This is a genomic window from Streptomyces sp. NPDC089424 (genome assembly GCF_044749345.1).
Classification (GTDB): Bacteria; Actinomycetota; Actinomycetes; order Streptomycetales; family Streptomycetaceae; genus Streptomyces.
This window is the reverse complement of sequence record NZ_JBIVHU010000006.1, coordinates 260,199-278,828: the sequence shown is the minus strand read 5'-3', so window position 1 is coordinate 278,828 and position 18,630 is coordinate 260,199. Positions and strand designations below refer to the sequence as shown.

Here is an 18,630-nt window from a genome sequence, read left to right as displayed (position 1 = left end):
CGTTCCGGGTCGAGGGGGCCTGGGCGCCGAGCGGTCCCGAGGCCTTCGGTCAGGGGGCCATGCGCTTGAGGAGCTGTTCGTGCTCGTGGTCGGAGACCTGTTCGCCGGAGGACGGCAGCAGTTGCGGGATGCCGTCGACGATCGGATAGCGGCGGCGCAGGCGCGGGTTGTAGAGCGCCTGGGCCGGCGGCACCGACCCGTCCGGCGGCAACAGGTGCAGCGGCCCCTTGTCGAGGGGGCACGCGAGGATCTTCAGCAACTGCTCGTCGGGGCCGGTGGAGGGGCTCATGGCGGGGTCAACTCCTTCGCGGGTACGGGGGCTCGGGGCGCCTCGTCGTGCTTGGGCATGGCCAGCAGCACGGCGACCGCCAGGGCCGTGCCCGCCAGCCGCAGTCCGAGCCGCAGCGGGTGGTCCGGCAGCGCCTCGCCGAACGAGAGCGTGCCGAGCACCGCCGTGTACAGGCTGGTCACCGTCGTGCACACCGGCACGATCAGCGAGGCCCGGCAGCGCTGCAGTGCCGCCTGCGACATGACCAGGCCGAACGCACCGGTGAACACGAGCAGATACGGATACGGCGAGCGCAGCACGGCGAGCAGCGCGCCGCCGACGTCGCCTCCCGCCCAGTAGCCGGAGACGCCCTTGATCGCGAGCGAGCTGACCCCGTAGAGCAGGCCCACCGCCACCCCGTACTCGACGCCCGCCGTCGGCATCCGGTGCCGGCGCAGCGCCCGGCGCTCGGCGGCCCGGTACAGCCACACGCCGCACCCGAGCGAGGGCACGCACAGCAGCCAGACGAGCGGGTAGGGCGCCGCGCGGCTGACGGTGTCCGCGGACTCGTCCAGGGAGAGCACGACCATCAGCAGCGCGGCGAGGATCGCGGCGAGCGCGTACCGCTCGCGCCCGGTCGTCTCCTCGCCCAGCAGCCGGGCCGACAGCAGGACGAGCAGGACCAGGCCGGAGACGAAGATGCCCTGCGCGGCGGCGATCGGCAGGGTGCGGTAGACGACGAGCTGGGCGGCGAACCCGGCGCCGAGGGCGAGCGAACCGCCGATCCACAGCGGGCTGCCGAGCACCAGGCGCAGCAGCCGGCCCGGACGGCGCACGGTGACCTCGGGCAGCGCGGCCAGCGCCCGCTTCTCCAGGACGAACCCGCCGCTGTACAGGACGTTCGCCAGCAGGGCCGCGGCCACTCCCCACCACACGGCCTACGTCCTTCGCGCGTGCAGCAGCAGGATCGAGGCCAGGCCCGGCCGGGCACAGGCGAGACGGTCCAGCGCCCGCAACGGGCGCGGTACGCCGTGGAACGGGGCTCCTTCGAGCCGTACGACCTCGAAGCCGGCGGCGGCGACGAACTCCCGCAGCGCGCGGGCGGTGTACAGCCGCAGATGTCCCACCACCTCCCGGCCCGGCCGGCCGTGGATCGCGCGCAGGCTCACCTCGGAGAAGACGGGCTGCACGCCGGCGAGCAGCAGGGCGCGGTTGTACCAGGCGGCGAGGTTGGGCGTGGAGAGCATCAGATGGCCGCCGGGGCGCAGTACCCGGCGCAGTTCGTCGAGGGCGGCGTCCGGGTCGACGAGGTGCTCGATCACCTCGCTGAACAGGACGGCGTCGGCGGCGCCGGTGCGCAGGGGCAGCCCGCCGCCGGTGAGTTCGCCGCGCACGGCGTACGCCAGCCGCGGCCGGGCCCGCCGCAGGGCGTCCTGGGACCAGTCCACGCCGACGACGCGGTGGCCGGCGAGCAGGGGGGCGGCGGTCGCGGCGGCGGTGCCGTCGCCGCAGCCGACGTCGAGGACGAGGCCCGCGGTGCTGCTCCCGCGCAGGGCGGCGGCGAGCATGCGGGCCTGGCGGAGGCTGCGGGGGGCGCCGGAGGCCACCGGGACGGCGGGGTTCTCGTAGAAGTCGCGCAGGCCCCCCGGCGGTGCGGTGGCCGTCATCGGGGCACCTCCGTCGCGTGCAGGTGGTGCTCGAACAGGTCCCGCAGAAGGGCGCCGTCGCCGGGGCCGAGCAGGGCGTGCGACCAGCGCAGCGACAGATGGAGACGGCCCGCGGTGGAGGCCGTGGTGAACGTCAGGCCCCGGGGCATGCGGGCCGGCGCCGAGAACCAGACCGCGTGCGCGCGGCCGGCCTCGTCGCCGAAGTCCAGCGGGTACGGGATGCGGCCGATGTTGCTCAGCAGCGTGGTCGACGTCCAGGGGGCGGCCGCCCTGCGCAGCGTGCGGGCGACACCGGCGCGCCACCGCACGGGGAGCACGGGTGCGGCCAGGAGGGCGGCCCCGCGGCCCAGTGGGGGGCGGGGCCGGGACTTCAGGGCGCGGGTGCGGCCGGCCGTGCCGTGGAGCAGGGCGGGCATGTCGGTCGCGGCCCGGCCCAGCTCGTCGGGGGTGAAGGGGACGTCGACCAGGCGGGTGCCGTTGCCGATGGGCATGGTGGTGTCGCGGGGGCGGTCGTCGACCGGCATGGTGATGCGCAGCGGGCGGGGGCGGGCGCCGTGCTCGCGGTTCCAGTGGGCCACGGTCAGGGCGGTGGCGACCATCAGCTGGTCATTGACCGTGTAGGGGGAGCCCTTGGGGCGGTGCGGCAGCGGCAGTTCGGTGACGAGCATGCCGTTGCCGGGGGAGGGGCCCGGTGTGCCGGGGGCGACGCGGGCCGGCGGGGACCACGGGGAGGGGGCCGGCTCGGCGGGCGGTGCGGCGGTGGCCGTGCGCACGGGCGGGGCCGCCGGGGAGTTGTCCCTGCCGCCGTACAGCTCCGCGGCGGTGGCCAGGACGCGCAGGCAGGCCGGTCCGTCGAGGGCGGTGTGGTTGACGGTGAGGACGAGGGCCGTTTCCTCGCCCGGGAGGCCCGGGACGACCTCCAGGCGGATCGGCGGGGACAGCGAGAGCGGCGGCGCCTCGGTCAGGGCCCGCGCCCGCGCCTCCCGCAGCGCCTCACCCCCCGGTCGCGCGAAGCCGACCACCTCCACGTCCGGGTCCGCCGTCAGCTCCCACTCGTAGCGACGGCGCCACCACGGGCCCGGGGCCTCGCGCATCAGGACGCGCGGGTGCCGGTGCAGGGCCGCGACGAAGGCCGTGCGCAGGCGCGCCGGGTCCAGCGGGCCGGGCAGGCGGACCTCGATGTGGACCGTCTCCGGTTCCGCGTCCTGCTGGCAGTGGCGGGCCACCTCGTCCACGACCGGGAACGGAATGCGGTCCGCCGGGCGGGGCGTCACGTCGTCCAGTGCGGTCATCGGCTGTCGTCTCCCCCCTGGGGTTCCGGGCTGCCGGGACCGCGTGCCGTCAGGGGCGGTCCGGCCTCGGCGCGCGGGAACGGGTCCTGTGCGGGCCTCCGGCGCCGGGGCAGCGGTCGTGTCGGAGCGGTCTCCGTGGCCGTCGGCGGCGGGCCCGCCGCCGTGGCCGGCTCCGGAGGCCGTACGGGGGGCGGCACCGCGGTGGTACCCGGCTCCGCGGGCACCGGTGGCAGCACCGCCGTCGTGCCCGGGTCGCCGGTCCGCTCCCGCACGCCCACCAGCGCGGCGAACAGGCCGATCAACGCGAAGAGTTGGGCCGCGGGGGAGAAGGCGCCCGCGCCCTGTCCGGGCGGCTCGCCCGCACCGGCCGCCGCCACCGCGCCCGCCGCCGCGAGCGCCCCGAACGCGATCGGCACCAGCAGCGCGCGCCGCCGGTACGCCGCCACCGCGAGCGCCGGCACCAGCAGCGCGAACCACCCGGCGATCACCACGCCCACCAGCGTCAGCGCCACCGCGCCCAGCCAGGGCCCCGGCGCCGGGGGCGCCGGCTGCGGGGCGTCGGGGTTGGGCGCGCGCCGCCGCCACACCACCAGGCCCACGAGCACGGCCAGTCCGGCCCCGCTGCCGATGAGCCCCGCCTCGTACGTGGTGGCCGGCTCGTACGACAGCTTGATCGTGCCGCCCGGCCCGGCCGGGACGCGCCAGCCCTGCTGCCAGCCGTCCAGCCGGACCGGCGTGAGTTCCGCGCCGTTCAGGGTGGCCCGCCAGCCGTCGTTGTAGTTCTCGTACGTCGTCAGGTACGAGGCGGCGCCGCTGCCGGCGCTCACCTCGCGGCGGTCGCCGAGCCAGTCCCGTATCCGCAGGTCACGGTCCTGGGACACCGGGTCGGTCACGGTGCCGCGCGTCAGCCGCACGTCCGTCAGGACCAGCGGGCCGGCGTCGCCCGCCTCGACGCGGTGCGCGCCCCGCGACAGTTCCAGGCCGCCCTGCGGGCAGAGGGTCACCTCCACCGGCCGGCGTTCCGTCAGGTCGCGCACGGTGCCCGTGACGCCGGTCCGGTACAGCTCGCCGTCGACCGCCAGCAGCGGTCCCCGGCCGCACGGCAGGGAGAACTCCCTCTCGGGGCGGGGCTGCGGGGTGCGGTAGCTGTCCAGGGCCGGGAGATAGGCCTCGGTCAGACCCACCGGCAGTTGCAGGTCCTCGTCGATGACGGGGTGGTGGAGCGTGAGCGGGGCCGTCGCAGTGACCGTGATGTCCAGGCGGTCGGTCGTGATCGCCGGGAAGCGCACCCAGCCGTTCTCGTCCACGCCGGCGCTCGCCGCGCCGTCGGGGGAACTGATACGCACCTGGGTGGGCCGGCTGGACAGCCCGCCGGCCGCGGCCAGCACCAGCTCGCCCACCGGCTGCCTGCCCTCCCAGCGCAGCCGGACCGTGGGCCGGTCGCCCGCGATCCACGCCGTCGTCAGGTCGCCGTCGGTGAGGTTGCGCGCGCCGAGGCCCGCGCCGAGCCGGGCCGTGGAGTCGGCGGTCGCGGTGATGCGCTGCCGCTGGTCGGGCGCGATCTCGTAGAGCAGCCGGTCCAGTTCCTCGCCGGGCACCGGCACCGCGCTCGCCGTCACCTCGTACGTGCCGGCGGCGGTCGTCTCGAAGCGGCGGTGCAGACCCGTCTCGGTGCCGGTGGGGGACAGGCCGGTGGGGTCGGCCGCACGGTGCAGGGAGACGATCTCGGAGGCCGCCTCCGTGACGTCCGACGGCAGCCGCAGCAGGCGCGTCACCTGCACGTCCGGCAGCCGGATCTCGGCGAAGCCCGCCCCGGTCAGCCCGGTCCTGCGCGCCTCCGATTCGACGATCGTCAGCTTCATCCAGCGGGTCTCGCCCGCCGGTGCCCGCACCCGCTGCGGCATGCCGTTCGGCTGGAGGAAGCTGGTCACCGCTCCGCGTTCGGTCTCCACCCGCACCCGGGTGGCGGCCGCCCGCACGCTCTCCTGCGGCAGCGGCGTCACCTCGAACGACGACGGCATGTCGTACGCACCCTCGCCGTCGCCCGTGCCGGCGAACCCGATCCGCAGCCACTGCCCGTTCGGTGACCCGGCCGAACCCTCCGTCCACGCGGTGGCCGGATCGCCGTCGAAGGCGTTCACGGGGTCGAACTGCGGCAGATGGAAGAACCAGCCGCCGTACGAGGACGCCGTCACGGACCGCGCCCCGCGCAACTCCGCCACCGTCTGATGGCGCACACCGGTCACCGGCAGGATCTGGTGCGGCGGTTCACCGGCGTCCTGCTGGGCGTCCGGCGCGTTGCGCTCGTCCCGGGTGTACGGGTACGAGGTGTTCGCGTGGACGAGACCGAACCGCGTGTCGGCGCGCCGCAGTCCGTCGCCGGTCACCTGGAGCTGCGGCCGGCCGAGCCCGGGGTGGTGGTCGCCGGACAGCACGGTCGCCCGGCCGCGCAGCGCCGAGGCGAGCGGCAGCAGCGACTCGGGGCCGCCCGAGACGACGGCCGTGTCGGCGATCGGGTGCAGCGCGGCCTGTCCGGGCCGGGTGACGCCCTCGCCGCCCGGCCGGTAGACCTCCACCGCCCGCTGCCGCGGGTAGAGGCCCTCGACCTGGAGCGGGGTGTCGTCCGCGATCCGGCCACCGGTCATGACCGGGCCCAGCCCGGTGACCCGCTCGTAACCGGACTGCTCCAGCGCGCGCTTGACGGTCGTGGTCGGGACGGCGCCGATCTGGTCGGGGTCGAGGTCGTTGCGTACGACGACGTAGTGGATGCCCGCGCGGCTCAGGAAGTCGGCCAGGCCCGGCACTTCGGCGCCGGTCAGCAGAGCCTGCTCCACCGCGTCCATGGCGCGCCGGTTGCCGGGGGTGCCGAAGGGGACGTGGTCCCGCTGGGCCCAGCGGGACTCGGCGAGGACGTCGAGGGGCTGGTCGATGGTGGAGCCCCAGGTGTGGATGCCGTGCGCGGTGGCCGGGACGACCAGGGCGCGGGAGTCGGGGGAGTACTTCTCCAGCCAGTCGGCGGTGGCCTTCCAGTACGTGGGGATCTCCTGGAAGGACCCCGCGTTGAGGAGCGAGCCGTTGACGTACGGCAGGGCGAGCCCCGGCAGCACCAGCACCGCCGCGGCCAGCGGGGCGAACCGGCGGCCCCGCACCCGACGGGCGCCGCGCGGCTCGGCGGCCACCGCCACCAGGTGGGCGAGCCCGAGGACCAGGGCGAGGGCCAGGCCCGTCTGGAACTTGTAGATGTTCCGGAACGGCGCCAGCGGGCCGTCCAGCCAGGACCGCACGGTCTCGTGGAAGGGCGCCCCGAACGCGCCGCCGTACCCGGCGAGCAGGACCGGGACGGTCACCAGCACGGTCAGCACCAGCCACCGCCGCTCCGGCATGTCCCGCCGGGCCAGCCCGGCCAGCCCCAGCCCGGCGGCGAGCGCCGAGCAGACCACGACGAGCGCCGAGGACACCACGGTCCAGCCGGCCGGCAGCCACGCCTCGCCGAAGTGCAGGTACGCCACCCAGTTCCCGGCACCGCGCAGTGCCTCGGTGGCCGCCATGGTGTCGGTCGTCGTCCGCGCGCTCTCGATGTAGGGGAGGAAGTTCTCGCCGTAGGCGCCGAGCAGCAGCAGCGGGATCCACCACCAGGCGGTCGCCACGAGCACGCCCGGCACCCACCAGGCGATCAGCTTGCGCTGCCGGGGCCCGGCCGGGCGGGAGAGCAGATACAGGCCCACCGGGAGCAGGGCCGCCAGCGTCGAGGCCGCGTTCACCCCGCCCATGAACGGGATGATCAGTGCCGACCGCAGCGCGGCCACGCGGGCGCTGTACCGCTCGTCCGTCAGCGGCAGCAGCACCCACGGCAGGAACGCGCCGGGCAGCGCGGCGGCCGACGTCGAGCCGACCACGATCGTGAACAGCGGCCACAGCGCGTACACCACCGCGGCCGGCAGCCGGGAGGCCGCGCTGCCGACGCGCAGCCGCTCGGCCAGCCGCAGCGCGCCCCAGAACGCGACGGACACGACCAGCGACATCCACAGGCGCTCCGCCAGCCACACCGGCAGGTCGACCGCGCGGCACAGCCAGTGGAAGGGGAGCATCGGCCACAGATAGCCGGCGTACTGGTCCTGGATGCCGCCGAAGCCGGCCCGGTCGTGCCACAACTGGCCGAGGTCGGCGAGGAACCGGCCCGGGTCGACGGTGACCCCGAGCTTGGTGTCGAAGGTCTGCCGGCCCGGCCGCACCGCCAGGAACAGCACGAGGACCACGGCCCAGAACCCCAGCAGCCAGCGCCGCGACCGCGGGCCCTCCGGGGGGCCCGCCGCGGTCGCGGTGGTGGGGACGGCTGCAGGAGGAGGGGCCTGGACCGTGGTCGTCATGGGGGACACCGCCGGAGGATGAGGAGAAGGTTCCAGGTGGCCACCTCGCGGATGCCGGGCGCCTTGACGACGGCCTGCGGGAGGAACGGCCAGTAGCGGGAGCGCGCCGTGACGAGCGTGACGTCGCCGCGGGCGCGCACCTGCCGCAGGGTGGGGCCGATGTGCACGGCGAACAGGTTCTCGCCGAGGGTGTGCTTGGCGGGCCTGCCGGTGCGGCGGCGGTAGCGGGCGCGGGCCCGTTCGGCGCCGAGGTAGTGCCAGGGCGCCCACTCGTGGCCGCCCCACGGGGACAGCCAGTTGGTGAACGACACGTAGATCAGGCCCCCGGGCCGGGTCACGCGGGCCAGCTCGCTGAGGAAGGTCTGCGGATCGGCCACGTGCTCCAGGACGTTGGAGGAGAACGTGACGTCGGCGGCCCCGTCGGGCAGCGGCAGCAGATAGCCGTCGGCGACCACCGTGCCGTCGGGCGGCTGCCCGCCCAGTTCGCGCGCGTCGGGCTCGAAGAGGTAGGCGTGCGCGCCGCGCCGCCGGAACTCCGCGGTGAAGTGCCCGCTGCCGCCGCCGACGTCGACGACGACCCGCCCGGCCACGGGGCCGTCGTACGCCTCGACCTGGTCGGCGGCGTCCCGGGCGAGCAGCGTGTAGCAGGCGTCGGGGTCGTCCCGCTCGTGCAGGAACGCGCGAAAGAGGGCGAGGGAGCGCCGCAACGAGGGGTCCTTGAAACCCTGGTGAGGTGACGCCGTGGAAGGGCGCGGGGAAGTGCGCGACCGACCGGGGACGACCCGTGGTCGCCGATCGGCCGCGGGCGTACGGCGCGGGGGCGTCACGGCGTCCAGCCCCGCACCGCTTCCGCGGCAACCGCCCGGAACTGCGGCACGGTACGGTCCCACCGGTACCGGGCGGCGTGTTCGAGGGCCGCCTTGCCCATGAGCTCCCGGCGGTGACCCGACAGGGCCAGCGTGCACCAGGCCGCCGCGAAGGAGGACTCGCCGGTGGCCAGCAGGCCGGTCTCGCCGTCGACGACGGAGTCGCGCAGCCCCGGCACGGAGAAGCCGATCGCCGGGGTCCCGCGGGCGGCCGCCTCCGTCACCACCAGCCCCCAGCCCTCCACCGCCGACGGATGCAGCAGCAGCCAGGCCGCGCACAGCAGGCGGTGCTTCTCGGCCTCGCAGACCCGGCCCGCGAACTCGACGCCCGGTCCGGCCAGCGCGGTGAGCCGCTCCCGCTCGGGGCCGTCGCCCACGATCACCAGACGGCCGCCGGTGACGGGGCGGACCCGCTCCCACAGCCGCAGCAGCAGATCGACGCGCTTGTACTCGACGAGCCGGCCGACGGCCACGAACAGCGGCTCGGATGAGCGCGGGACGCGCGGGCCGGGCTCCTCGACGCCGTTGTGGACGACCCGGATGCGCTCGCGGGGCACGCCGATCGCGCGCAGGGCGTGGGCGGTGGACGGGGAGACGGCGACCAGCAGTCCGCGGGAGCGCGCGCCGGTCAGCGCCCAGTGTTCGAGCCGCCGGCCGATGCGCGCGGCGGGCGCCAGCGGGCCGCCGAAGCGCATCCGCCACAGGTCGGAGTGGACGTGGTTGACCAGGCGCAGGGTGGGGCCCCGGTGCCACAGCGGGGCGAGGTAGGGCATGCCGTTGCACACCTCGACCAGCAGGTCGCAGTCGCCGACCTGGCGGGCGAAGGCGGAGCGGGCGCGCAGGTAGTGGCCGTAGGGGCCGCCCGCCGAGACGACCCGGTAGTCGCGGAAGGCCGCCGGGCCGCCGCACAGGAGCGTGACCTGGTGGCCGTGGCGGGTCAGGCCCTCGGCCAGCCGGTCGACGAGCAGTTCGGAGCCGCCCGCGGCCGGGTTGCCGAGGTCACGGTGCGCGAGGAAGACGATGCGGCGCGGGGGTGGGGGGAGCGCCGGGGGGTGCTGCTGCGGCCGGGGGAGAGCGGTGCGCAGCGGCGGTACGTGCTGGGGCATGGGTGCTCCAACTCGTCTCGGGGTGCGGTACTCGATGTGGGGGAGTTGCCGGTGGGGTGGGGAGGGTTGGCGGTGAGGGAGGGGTGCCGGTGGGGCGGTCAGGGTTTCCGTGCCTGTCCTGGGCGGGGCCTGTGGACGGGATGTGTGCGGGGTGGGGTGGACAGTTTTCGCCGAGGCGTTCGTCACGGCTACTCACGCGCATGACAATTTCGGGCCTTGTTGTACCTGACGTCACGTCACAACGTGAGCGTCGGTCCGATTCCGGGCCTTGACGGCATCCCGGGCCGCGCCGACACTGGGCCGACGGGCAGGGGCGGGCACCGGGGTGGGACGACCTCCGGAGCAGAGAGGCTGACCCCCGTATGTCCAGACTGATCGCCGCCACCGTGACCGTCGTGGTCGCGGCGGCCCTCGCCGTGGGCACCGCGCTCGGCGTCGTCGCCCTGCTCGAAGCCACTCCCGAGCAGCCCAACAGCCCGTTGGTCACCTACGAACAAGCGGGCCAGGGGAGTTGACGGTGAGCGCCCACCCGGCAACCGTCCCCCCGCCCGCCACCGGCGCGTCCCGTTCCGCCTGGCACGAGGTGCCCCGGCTCCAGGTGCGCCGGTTCGCGGCGATCGCCAAGGCGGAGGCGCCCGAGCTGGCCGAGGAGATCCTGCGCGAGATCCGCCGAGAGCACCCCCACCTGCCGCTCGTGCTGGACGAGAGCGGCGAGCCGATGGCACTGGTCGGTATCCGGCGGGCCATCGAGGTGTTCGTGCAGCACCTGGAGCACGCCGACTACTCGACCGGCCGCCCCACCGTGCCGCCCGGCGTCTTCCAGGACTTCGGCCGCGGCGAGGGGCTCAACGGCCGCACCCTGGACTCGCTCCAGGCGATCTACCGGATGGGGGTACGGCTGGCCTGGCGCCGCTTCGCCGACATCGGCCAGCGCGTGCAGATCCCGCCGCCCGCCATGTACGAACTGGTCGACGCCGGCTACGAGTACCTCGACGGCCTCGTCGACCAGTCCGTGCGCGGTTACGCCGAGGCCGCCGCCCGCCAGGCCGGGGAGCGGCTGCGCCTGCAACGCCGCCTGATGGAACTGCTGCTCGCCGAACGCCACCGCGGCGACGTGGCCGACGCCCTCGCCGAGCGCGCCGCGCGGATCGGCTGGCACCTGCCCGACAAGGTCGCCGTCGGGGTGCTGCTGCGCCCGGCGCGGGAGGCGGTCGCGCCCGCCGTCGGGCAGGGCGTGCTGCTCGACCTGGAGGGCGAGCAGCCCCGCATGGTCGTGCCCGAACCGGACGCCGCCGGGCGCCAGGAGCTGCTGCAGCGCGCGCTCACCGGCTGGGCGGGGGCCATCGGCCCGCCGGTGCCGCTGACCGACGCCGCGAAGTCGCTGCGCTGGGCCGAGGCCGCCGTACGCCTGATGGAACGGCGGCTGCTGCCCGCCGGGGAGGTGCTGTTCTGCACCGAGCACACCGAGGCGCTGGTCCTGCTCCAGCCCGAGGAACTCCTCGACGACCTGGCCCTGCGCTGTCTCGCCCCGCTCGCGCACTGCGGGCCCGCGCACGCGCGCCGGCTCGCGGAGACCCTGCTGGCGTGGCTGGAGACGCGGGGCGGGGCGCCCGAGGTGGCGGAGCGGCTCGGCGTGCATCCGCAGACCGTCCGGTACCGGTTACGGCAGATCCGGGAGCTGTGGGGCGACGAGATCGACGACCCCGACCGGCGCTTCGAACTGGAACTGGTGCTGCGTGCCCAGCGGTTGCGCGGGGAGATCGGGCAGAGCGGCGCTCCGTCGCGTCGGGCGGCAGCGAGCGGCGGAGGGGCCAGGTCGCGGCGCCCGACGACCCGGCCGCGGTAGCCGCGCTCCCGGGCCGGGTCGTTCCCGGGCGACCCGGCCCCGGCAAGACCAGGGGGCTCGGCAAGACCATGGGGCCCCGGCAAGACCATTGGCCGCGGCAAGACCATTGCCCCGGCAAACACTCCATGAGTAGCCTGTGTTCGCCATTCCGACCGCGTGTTGAAATTTCGAACACGGCGGGCGCCGTAAGCCGCAGACGCAAGTCTCAGAACGCAAGGAGGGGGCCGGCCGTGGGACGCCTCGTACCTGCCGTGACCCGGGCTCTCGACATCCTGGAGCTCTTCCTCGACGGGGACGGCACGCTCTCCGCCCCCGACATCGTGCGCAGGCTCCAGCTGCCGCGCACCACCGTGCACGAACTGGTCACCACGCTCGCCGCCCGGTCGTACATCGTCCAGGTCCCCGGCCAGCCCGGCCGCTACCGGCTCGGCGTCCGGCCGTACCAGCTCGGCAGCCGCTACGCCGAGCAGCTCGACCTCGCCGCCGAGGGCCAGCAGGTCGCCCGGTCCGTCGCCGAGACCTGCGACGAGACGGTGCACGTGGCGATCCTGGAGGGCACGGACGTCATCTACATCGCCAAGGTCGACTCCACGCACGCCGTGCGCATGGTCTCCGCGGCCGGCCGCCGTCTCCCCGCCCACTGCACCTCCGTCGGCAAGATGCTGCTCGCCTCCCTGCCCGAGCCGGAGCTCGCGGCCCGGGTCCCCGACGGCGCCGAGCTGACCGCCATGACGGGGAACAGCATCACCGACCCGGCGGCCCTGCGCGAGGCCCTCACCGGGATCCGGCAGCGGGGCATCGCCGTGGAGAGCCGGGAGTCCAACCCGGACGTCTCCTGCGTCGCCGCGCCGGTCCGGGACCGTACCGGCCAGGTGGTGGCAGCCCTGTCCATCTCGGTGCCGATGATCCGCTGGAGCGACGAGCGCCGCGCCGAGCTGGAGCAGCTCGCCGTGAAGGGCGCGGCCGAGCTGTCGGAGCGGCTGGGCCACCGGAGCACCGTATGACGGCCTACGAGGTGGCGGTGCGCGCCGAGGCGATGCTGGGCGAGGGCCCGACGTGGGACCCGCGGGAGCGGCGGCTGATCTGGATCGACATCCTGGGCGGCCGGCTGCACACCTACGACCCCGCCACCGGCCGCCGCACCACCCGCACCGTCCACCAGCACATCGGCGCGGCCAAGCCCCGCGCCGGCGGCGGCCTGGTCCTCAACCTCCGGGACGGGGTGGCCCTGCTGGACCCGGACGGCACCCTCCGCCCGCTGCACCACGACCCGGTCCCCGGCCGGCGTGCCAACGACGCCGCCGTGGCACCCGACGGCTCGCTGTGGGCGGGCACCATGCGCTACGACGAGGCGCCGGGCGGCGGCACGCTGAGCCGCGTCACACCCGACGGCACGGTGGAACTCGTCCTCGGCGACGTGACGGTGAGCAACGGCACCGGCTGGAGCCCCGACGGCCGCCTCATGTACTACGTCGACTCCCCGACGCGCCGGATAGACGTCTTCGACCACGCCGACGGCCGGGTGTCACGCCGCCGCACCCTGGTGGAGATCGAGGAGGGCGCCGGATTCCCCGACGGCCTCACGGTCGACGCCGACGGCTGCGTCTGGGTGGCCCTGTGGGACGGGGGCGCGATACGCCGCTACACGCCGGCCGGCGCCCTGGACCGTACCCTCCGGCTCCCCGTCCCCCGCCCCACGGCCTGCGCCTTCGGCGGCCCCGACCTCACGGACCTGTACGTCACCACGGCCCGCACCGGCCTGACGACCCCACCCCCCCTCTCCGGCTCCCTCCTGGTCCTCCCCACCACCGGCACCGGCCTGCCCCAACCGGCGTTCGCGGGCTAGCGAATTCCACGCCGGAAAACTTGATCGGCAATGTCGGCGGCCGCTGCTAGCCTCCTGCCGCTCGATCGTCCGGTGATCGAGCAGTCATCCAGGGGAGGGAGATCTTCCGATGTCAGGGAGATTCAGCAAACGGGCGCTGCTGCTCGGCAGTTGCCTCGTGGCGGTCGTGGGGGCGGCCGTACCGGGCACCGCGAACGCGGCGGAGCAGGAGAACCTGCCGCCCGTCGTCCAGGACCTGAAGACCGGGTCCAAGGACTGCGCGACGGGGGACACGCAGGCCTACGTATCAAGTCCTCCGGTCCTCGCGGCCCGGTTGACCGATCCGGTCGAGGACGACCGGATCGGATACCCGGATCAGCTCAGCGCCGAGTTCGAGATCTGGTGGTCGGACGCGACCGGCGCCGAGCAACGCCGCTCCTTCACCACCAGCCCCATGTACCAGGACTCGATCCATCGCTTCCAGGTCCCGTCGGACATTCCGGCGGACACGGATATTTTCTGGCACGTCCGCGCCAACGACGGCAAGGCGAACTCCGCCTGGAGCTCCGAGGCCCCCGGCGCCGCGTGCCGGTTCATGCACGACGACCAGAACCCGGCCGCTCCCGTCGTGAGCTCGCCGGAGTACCCCGAGGAGACGCTTCGGGTCGGCGGGGTGGGCGTCTACGGCAGCTTCACCATGGACTCTCCTTCGCCGGACGTCGTCGATTACGTGTACTCGTTCATCGACGGCACGCATGGCACGGTGCGACCCGTGGAACCCGGCGGACCGGCCACGATCCGCTTCGCCCCGCTGAGCACCGCTCCGCAGACGCTCAGAGTCCAAGCCCGTGACCGCTCCGGCCGGACCAGCTGGCCCGCCGACTACACGTTCTTCCCGAAGGCGCCGAGCGCGCCGGTCTCCCGCTGGCGACTCGCCGACGAGGCCGGCTCCACCACGGCGGCCGCCGACGCGGGCCAAGCGGCCCGGGTGGGGCGCGGCGTGACGTTCGGCGGCCCGGTCCCGTCGGGCACCCCGCTCACCTCCACGGCCGTCCTCGACGGCAGCGGTCACGGATACCTCACCACGGACGCCGCGGCCGTCGACAGCGGCAGGACCTTCGGCGTCGGCGCCTGGGTGCGCCCGGCGGAGACCGGCCGCGACATGACCGTACTGAGCCAGGACACCGCCTCCGGTACGGCCTACGCACTCGGGCTGGACGGTGCGCAGGACGCGACGGCCACCTGGACCTTCACCCTCGGCGGCGCGAAGGTATCCGGCGGCGCTCCGGAGGCCGGTGAGTGGGCCTACCTGCTCGGGATCTACGACACCGAGACGGGATACGCCCAGCTCTTCGTCAACGGCCACGAGGTCGGCACCAAGGCCACGGCCGCACCGGTCGCGGCGGACGGGGCCTTCCAGATCGGCCGGATCCGCGGCACGAACGGCTACCGGCAGCGCTGGCACGGCGAGATCGGCGACGTCCGCACGTACGACCGGCTCGTCGTCCCGCAGGAAGTGACCGAACTCGGGGGCCGCCGCCCCGCGTTGCTCGGACACTGGTCGTTCAGCACCGCCTCCGACGGCATCACGCCCGAGAACAACGGCGGTTCGCCGCTGCGACTGGGACCGGGCGCGTCGATCTACGGCACTCCGGACAACTCGTGCCACGTCGACATCGATCCCGACTGCACGTGGAAGCCGTACCCGTTGGTCGGCGAAGGGCACCTGGCGCTGGACGGCGAGACCGGGCACGCGGTCCTCGACGCCCCCGTGGTGGACACCGGCGACAGCTTCACCCTCGGAGTCGTCGTCAGCATCCAGGACGCCGACGCCACCCGGCCGATGACCGTCCTGTCGCAGGCCGGTGAGCACACCGACGTGTTCAAGCTCCGCTACGAGCCCTCGACGTACGCCTGGCAGCTGATCATGCCGGAGCGGGACGAGGCGGGCGCGCCCGAGACGGTCGTCTCGCAAATCACCATGCCGTCCGGCAGCAGCGGGAACGGCACACCGCTGGCCATCGTCTACGACGACGCCACGGACACGGTCAAGCTGTACGCCGACGGCTACACGAATGCCGGGGCCACCGCCCACCTCCGCAACGGCTGGACGGGCACCGGCCCGCTCCAGGTGGGTCGCGCCGGTGCTGCCGAGGGCTGGGTCGAGTACCTGAAGGGCGACGTCGACGAGATCCAGGCCTTCGCGGGCGCCCTGGGCGACGACGAGATCATCGGCCTGGGCCACGAGACCGATCCCTGCCTGTGCGTCTGATGCCCCCGGCGGGCCGGGAGACGGACCCGGCCCGCCAGGGGTTCGGCGCGAGCGGCTTCGGTCACGCCGGAGGTGGGTGCGGCCCAAGGCCTCGGTGGGAGCGCGGGTTTCTGCGAGGGTGGGGGGTGACGATCTCATCGGAATGAGAGCGGCGTTCCGCCGCGTTGTGGGCCGCCATCGACGACCACGACGCGGCCGACTTCCGCGCCAAGGTCGGGGCGCTCGCGGACGAGCTTCCGGCGGGTCATCCGGTCGCCTACTTCGGACGCGCCTGCGCCAACGACTCGACCGGTGTCGGCGAGGAAGCCGTTCCGCTGTACCGGCGGGCGCCGGAGGCGGGGGCTCACCGCGGAACGGGACAACGGCTCGGACCACCTCGACGACGCCGTGACCGCGTTCCTGGCGCCGGCGCTGATGGACGTCGGCCGGGAGCGCGAGGCCGCCGCGCCGGCGCTGGGGCGCTCTCGAAGCGCCTGCCGCGCTGCAACCGTTCCCTCGCCGACTACGCCGGCATCGCGATCGACGGGCCCTAGGCGAGCCCCGCGGCCTTGCGTTCCTCGCTGGTCAACGGGGGGCCGGGCAGCGACGGCTGGAGCGGTCCCAGCGCCGCCGCCAGCAGCACCGAGGGGGTCAGCAGCACCTCCGAGCGCCGCTCCAGCGAGGTCACGTCGGTCACCCGGCGGGCGATCCGGCCGTTGCCGGTGGCCGTGTACATGAGCCGGTCGACGTACGAGGCCACGAGCCGGTCCCGCAGGGTGGGGCCTTCGGGGGTGGCCCCGGGGTAGAACACGTCCTGTCCGATGGCCAGGTCCCAGGCCGCGCCGACCGGTCGTGCCAGCGCCTTCTGGATCCGGCGGGAGAGCCCTCGTGCCGCCCAGCCGTGGCGCCGCGTCAGATCGCGCAACGTCAGCGCGCTCTGCGCGGCGGCCGCCAGGCCGTGCCCGTAGACCGGGTTGAAGGAGGCGAGCGCGTCGCCGAGGACGGTGAAGTTCTCGGGCCAGGCCGGCATCCGCTCGTAGTAGTGGCGGCGGTTGACGGTGGCGCGGGTGAACGACACCTCGGACAGCGGCTCGGCCCGCTCCAGCAGTTCGCCGATCAGCGGGTGCCGCAGGTCCTCGCGGGCGAACCGCTCGAAGTCGCCGGTGTCGGAAGAGGGTTCGCCGCCCCGGGTGCCGGACAGCGTGACGATCCACCTGCCGTCCTCGATGGGCAGCAGGAAGCCCGCCCGGCCCGGCCCGCCGTCCCGGGGGTCGGACTGCACGTTGACGACCGGGAAGCCGCAGCGGGCGTCCTCGGGGGCGAGGTAGAGCCGGCTGGCGTAGGCCAGACCGGGGTCGACCTCGCGGTGCCGGGCGGGGGGAAGCCCCAGGTCCGTCAGCCAGTGGGCGGCCGAGGAGCCGCGCCCGGTGGCGTCGACGACCATCCCCGCCCCGACGACGCTCTCGTCACCGCTGTCGCGGCCCCGCACGCGGACCCCGGTGACGGCCGCCGCGGTGCCTTCGAGGCCCAGTGCCTCGGTGTCCTGGAGGACCTCGATCCGCGGATCCGCGAGCACCCGCGCCCGGATAGTGGCGTCCAGCAGGTCGCGGCCGGCCAGGAGCACGTGGTGGGACTCGGGCCAGCGGCGGAACCAGCCCTGCCGGGACAGGGCGACCATGTCCGTGGTGACGGGCAGCCGGCGCGCCCCGGCCTCCCGCAGGGCCTCGGTGACGCCCGGCACCAGATCCTCCACCGCCCGCGCGCCGCCCGACCACAGCATGTGGGCGTGCCGTGCCTGCGGCAGACCCTTGCGGGGCGCGGGCCCCTCGGGCAGCACGTCCCGCTCCACCACGACGACCCGGTCGGCGAACTCCGCCAGCGCACGCGCCGCGAGCATCCCGGCGTGGGATCCGCCGAGGACGACGGCGGTTCTGGCGGGGAGGGACGGTTCAGTCATGCGCGGACACACTCTCTGCCGGGGCGGCGACGCGGGCGCGGACCGCCTTGATCTCGTCGGAACTGCGAAGGGCCTGGGACACCGCGAGGATCTCCCGCAGGAGGTAGGTGTTGTCCGGCTCCGAGGGGGCGGCGCTCCGGCCGTCCCGGGACCGTTCCCGGGCGGCGACGGCGTCCAGGATCGTCACGGCGGCGGCGAGGGCCTGCGCCCGGCCGCGCTCGAAGCCGAGGTCGAGGGCCGTCGCGTACGCCCGGCCGCGCAGGTCCTCGTCGAGGTGGCGGGAGAGCTGCAGCAGCGCGTCACGGATGAACGTCTCACGGCGGATCAGGCGCAGTTCGGCGGGGGCGTGCGGGGCGAAGGGCTCGCGGCCGTCGGTGACGGAACGCATCAGCAGGGCCAGGGGGCGCAGTTGCCGGTGGCGGGCGCGGACCCGCCAGCGCTCCTGGAGGTACTGGCCGGCGTGCGGGACGATGAATCCGATCGCGACCAGGGTGGCGGAGACGCAGGCGGCCACCGGCGCCACGTCGGTGCTCAGCCAGTCGAGGTCGTGGCCGGTCCAGCGGGCGACGATGGCGGTGAGCTTGGACGCGTCGAAGAACAGGTTCGTCGCGTAGCCGACGCCCAGCAGCCGCAGGCCCCAGCGCAGCCAGGCGTCGAGGCCGTCGGTGCGGATCCAGTTCCAGATCAGCCGCGCCGTGATCGCGCAGGCCACGGTGTGCGCGGTCAGGTAGAGCATGATCTGCTCGCGCATGAAGGGCGTGGTGGCGTAGTACGTGTCCAGGTCGCGCAGGCGTTCCACGGGCGCGTCGGCCAGCCAGAAGAGCACCCACAGGGTGACGATCACGCCCGCGTAGACGGCGACGACCAGGCGGACCGCGCGGCGGGTGCGGTTCGCGCGGTCGGTGAGGCCGTTGCGCCAGGCGATGATCAGCAGCAGCCAGGACGCGCACAGCGCGGTGAGCAGGGAGTACACCCAGGGCGCGGAGATGTTGGGCACCCCGGTGACCCGGTTCGTCCAGGCGATGGTCCCCGGGGCGGCGAAGACGAACACGGCGCAGGCGAAGAGCAGCAGACCGCCGACGGCCCGCAGCAGCGGGTCCCGCCACATCTTGATGATGCTGGGCAGTTTGATCGCCAGGGCCGCGGTCAGTACGAGGGCCGGCAGCCAGAAGGTCATGTGCACCT

Annotated in this window: 14 protein-coding genes and 1 pseudogene; 6 read left to right on the top strand and 9 right to left on the bottom strand. The window is 74.7% G+C overall.

The annotated features are described in order from the left end of the window. Window positions 1–49 precede the first annotated feature (49 nt). From ACIP2X_RS26130 to ACIP2X_RS26100, 7 genes are all read right to left on the bottom strand, one after another. Window positions 50–289 (bottom strand): Trm112 family protein, encoded by a 240-nt coding sequence (locus ACIP2X_RS26130; protein ID WP_401676919.1) that lies wholly within the window; start codon window positions 287–289, stop codon window positions 50–52. After that, on the bottom strand, window positions 286–1,191 hold the full coding sequence (locus ACIP2X_RS26125) for a hypothetical protein (protein ID WP_401677246.1): 906 nt from the start codon (window positions 1,189–1,191) through the stop codon (window positions 286–288). The genes ACIP2X_RS26130 and ACIP2X_RS26125 overlap by 4 nt, the downstream gene beginning before the upstream one ends. A gap of 15 nt (window positions 1,192–1,206) precedes the next feature. After that, entirely contained in the window at window positions 1,207–1,935 is a 729-nt protein-coding gene (locus ACIP2X_RS26120) for a class I SAM-dependent methyltransferase (RefSeq protein ID WP_401676917.1), read from the bottom strand. After that, entirely contained in the window at window positions 1,932–3,227 is a 1,296-nt protein-coding gene (locus tag ACIP2X_RS26115) for a condensation protein (protein ID WP_401676915.1), read from the bottom strand. Before ACIP2X_RS26115 ends, ACIP2X_RS26120 begins: the two co-directional genes overlap by 4 nt. Next, window positions 3,224–7,594, bottom strand: a complete 4,371-nt coding sequence (locus ACIP2X_RS26110; protein WP_401676913.1) for an alpha-(1->3)-arabinofuranosyltransferase family protein — start codon at window positions 7,592–7,594, stop codon at window positions 3,224–3,226. Before ACIP2X_RS26110 ends, ACIP2X_RS26115 begins: the two co-directional genes overlap by 4 nt. Next, window positions 7,591–8,301: a class I SAM-dependent methyltransferase gene (locus ACIP2X_RS26105; RefSeq protein WP_401676911.1), complete on the bottom strand. Its 711-nt coding sequence runs from the start codon at window positions 8,299–8,301 to the stop codon at window positions 7,591–7,593. The genes ACIP2X_RS26110 and ACIP2X_RS26105 overlap by 4 nt, the downstream gene beginning before the upstream one ends. A 116-nt stretch (window positions 8,302–8,417) precedes the next feature. Further along, entirely contained in the window at window positions 8,418–9,566 is a 1,149-nt protein-coding gene (locus ACIP2X_RS26100) for a glycosyltransferase family 4 protein (RefSeq protein ID WP_401676909.1), read from the bottom strand. A gap of 362 nt (window positions 9,567–9,928) precedes the next feature. Between ACIP2X_RS26100 and ACIP2X_RS26095 the strand changes: the two genes are divergently transcribed. The 6 genes and pseudogenes from ACIP2X_RS26095 to ACIP2X_RS26070 form a co-directional block, all read left to right on the top strand. After that, on the top strand, window positions 9,929–10,081 hold the full coding sequence (locus ACIP2X_RS26095; RefSeq protein WP_401676907.1) for a hypothetical protein: 153 nt from the start codon (window positions 9,929–9,931) through the stop codon (window positions 10,079–10,081). A 2-nt stretch (window positions 10,082–10,083) separates the two neighbouring features. Beyond that, on the top strand, window positions 10,084–11,412 hold the full coding sequence (locus ACIP2X_RS26090) for a PucR family transcriptional regulator (protein WP_401676905.1): 1,329 nt from the start codon (window positions 10,084–10,086) through the stop codon (window positions 11,410–11,412). Window positions 11,413–11,642: 230 nt separating this feature from the next. Next, window positions 11,643–12,416 (top strand): IclR family transcriptional regulator, encoded by a 774-nt coding sequence (locus ACIP2X_RS26085; protein WP_401676903.1) that lies wholly within the window; start codon window positions 11,643–11,645, stop codon window positions 12,414–12,416. Beyond that, complete coding sequence (locus ACIP2X_RS26080; RefSeq protein WP_401676901.1) at window positions 12,413–13,258, top strand: SMP-30/gluconolactonase/LRE family protein; 846 nt, start codon at window positions 12,413–12,415, stop codon at window positions 13,256–13,258. The genes ACIP2X_RS26085 and ACIP2X_RS26080 overlap by 4 nt, the downstream gene beginning before the upstream one ends. Before the next feature lie 109 nt (window positions 13,259–13,367). Further along, entirely contained in the window at window positions 13,368–15,509 is a 2,142-nt protein-coding gene (locus ACIP2X_RS26075; RefSeq protein ID WP_401676900.1) for a LamG-like jellyroll fold domain-containing protein, read from the top strand. Window positions 15,510–15,673: 164 nt separating this feature from the next. Further along, window positions 15,674–15,905 (top strand): annotated as a pseudogene (locus tag ACIP2X_RS26070) (tetratricopeptide repeat protein); the annotation flags it as partial. Window positions 15,906–16,038: 133 nt separating this feature from the next. On the opposite strand, the gene ACIP2X_RS26065 reads toward ACIP2X_RS26070, so the two are convergent. Beyond that, window positions 16,039–17,445 carry an FAD-dependent oxidoreductase gene (locus tag ACIP2X_RS26065; RefSeq protein ID WP_401676898.1) on the bottom strand — a complete coding sequence of 469 codons (1,407 nt, stop codon included), beginning with the start codon at window positions 17,443–17,445 and terminating at the stop codon, window positions 16,039–16,041. Then, the gene (locus ACIP2X_RS26060; protein WP_401676896.1) at window positions 17,438–18,622 is read right to left on the bottom strand and encodes an MAB_1171c family putative transporter; all 1,185 of its coding nucleotides are present in this window, start codon (window positions 18,620–18,622) and stop codon (window positions 17,438–17,440) included. The genes ACIP2X_RS26065 and ACIP2X_RS26060 overlap by 8 nt, the downstream gene beginning before the upstream one ends. Between the last annotated feature and the right edge of the window lie 8 nt (window positions 18,623–18,630).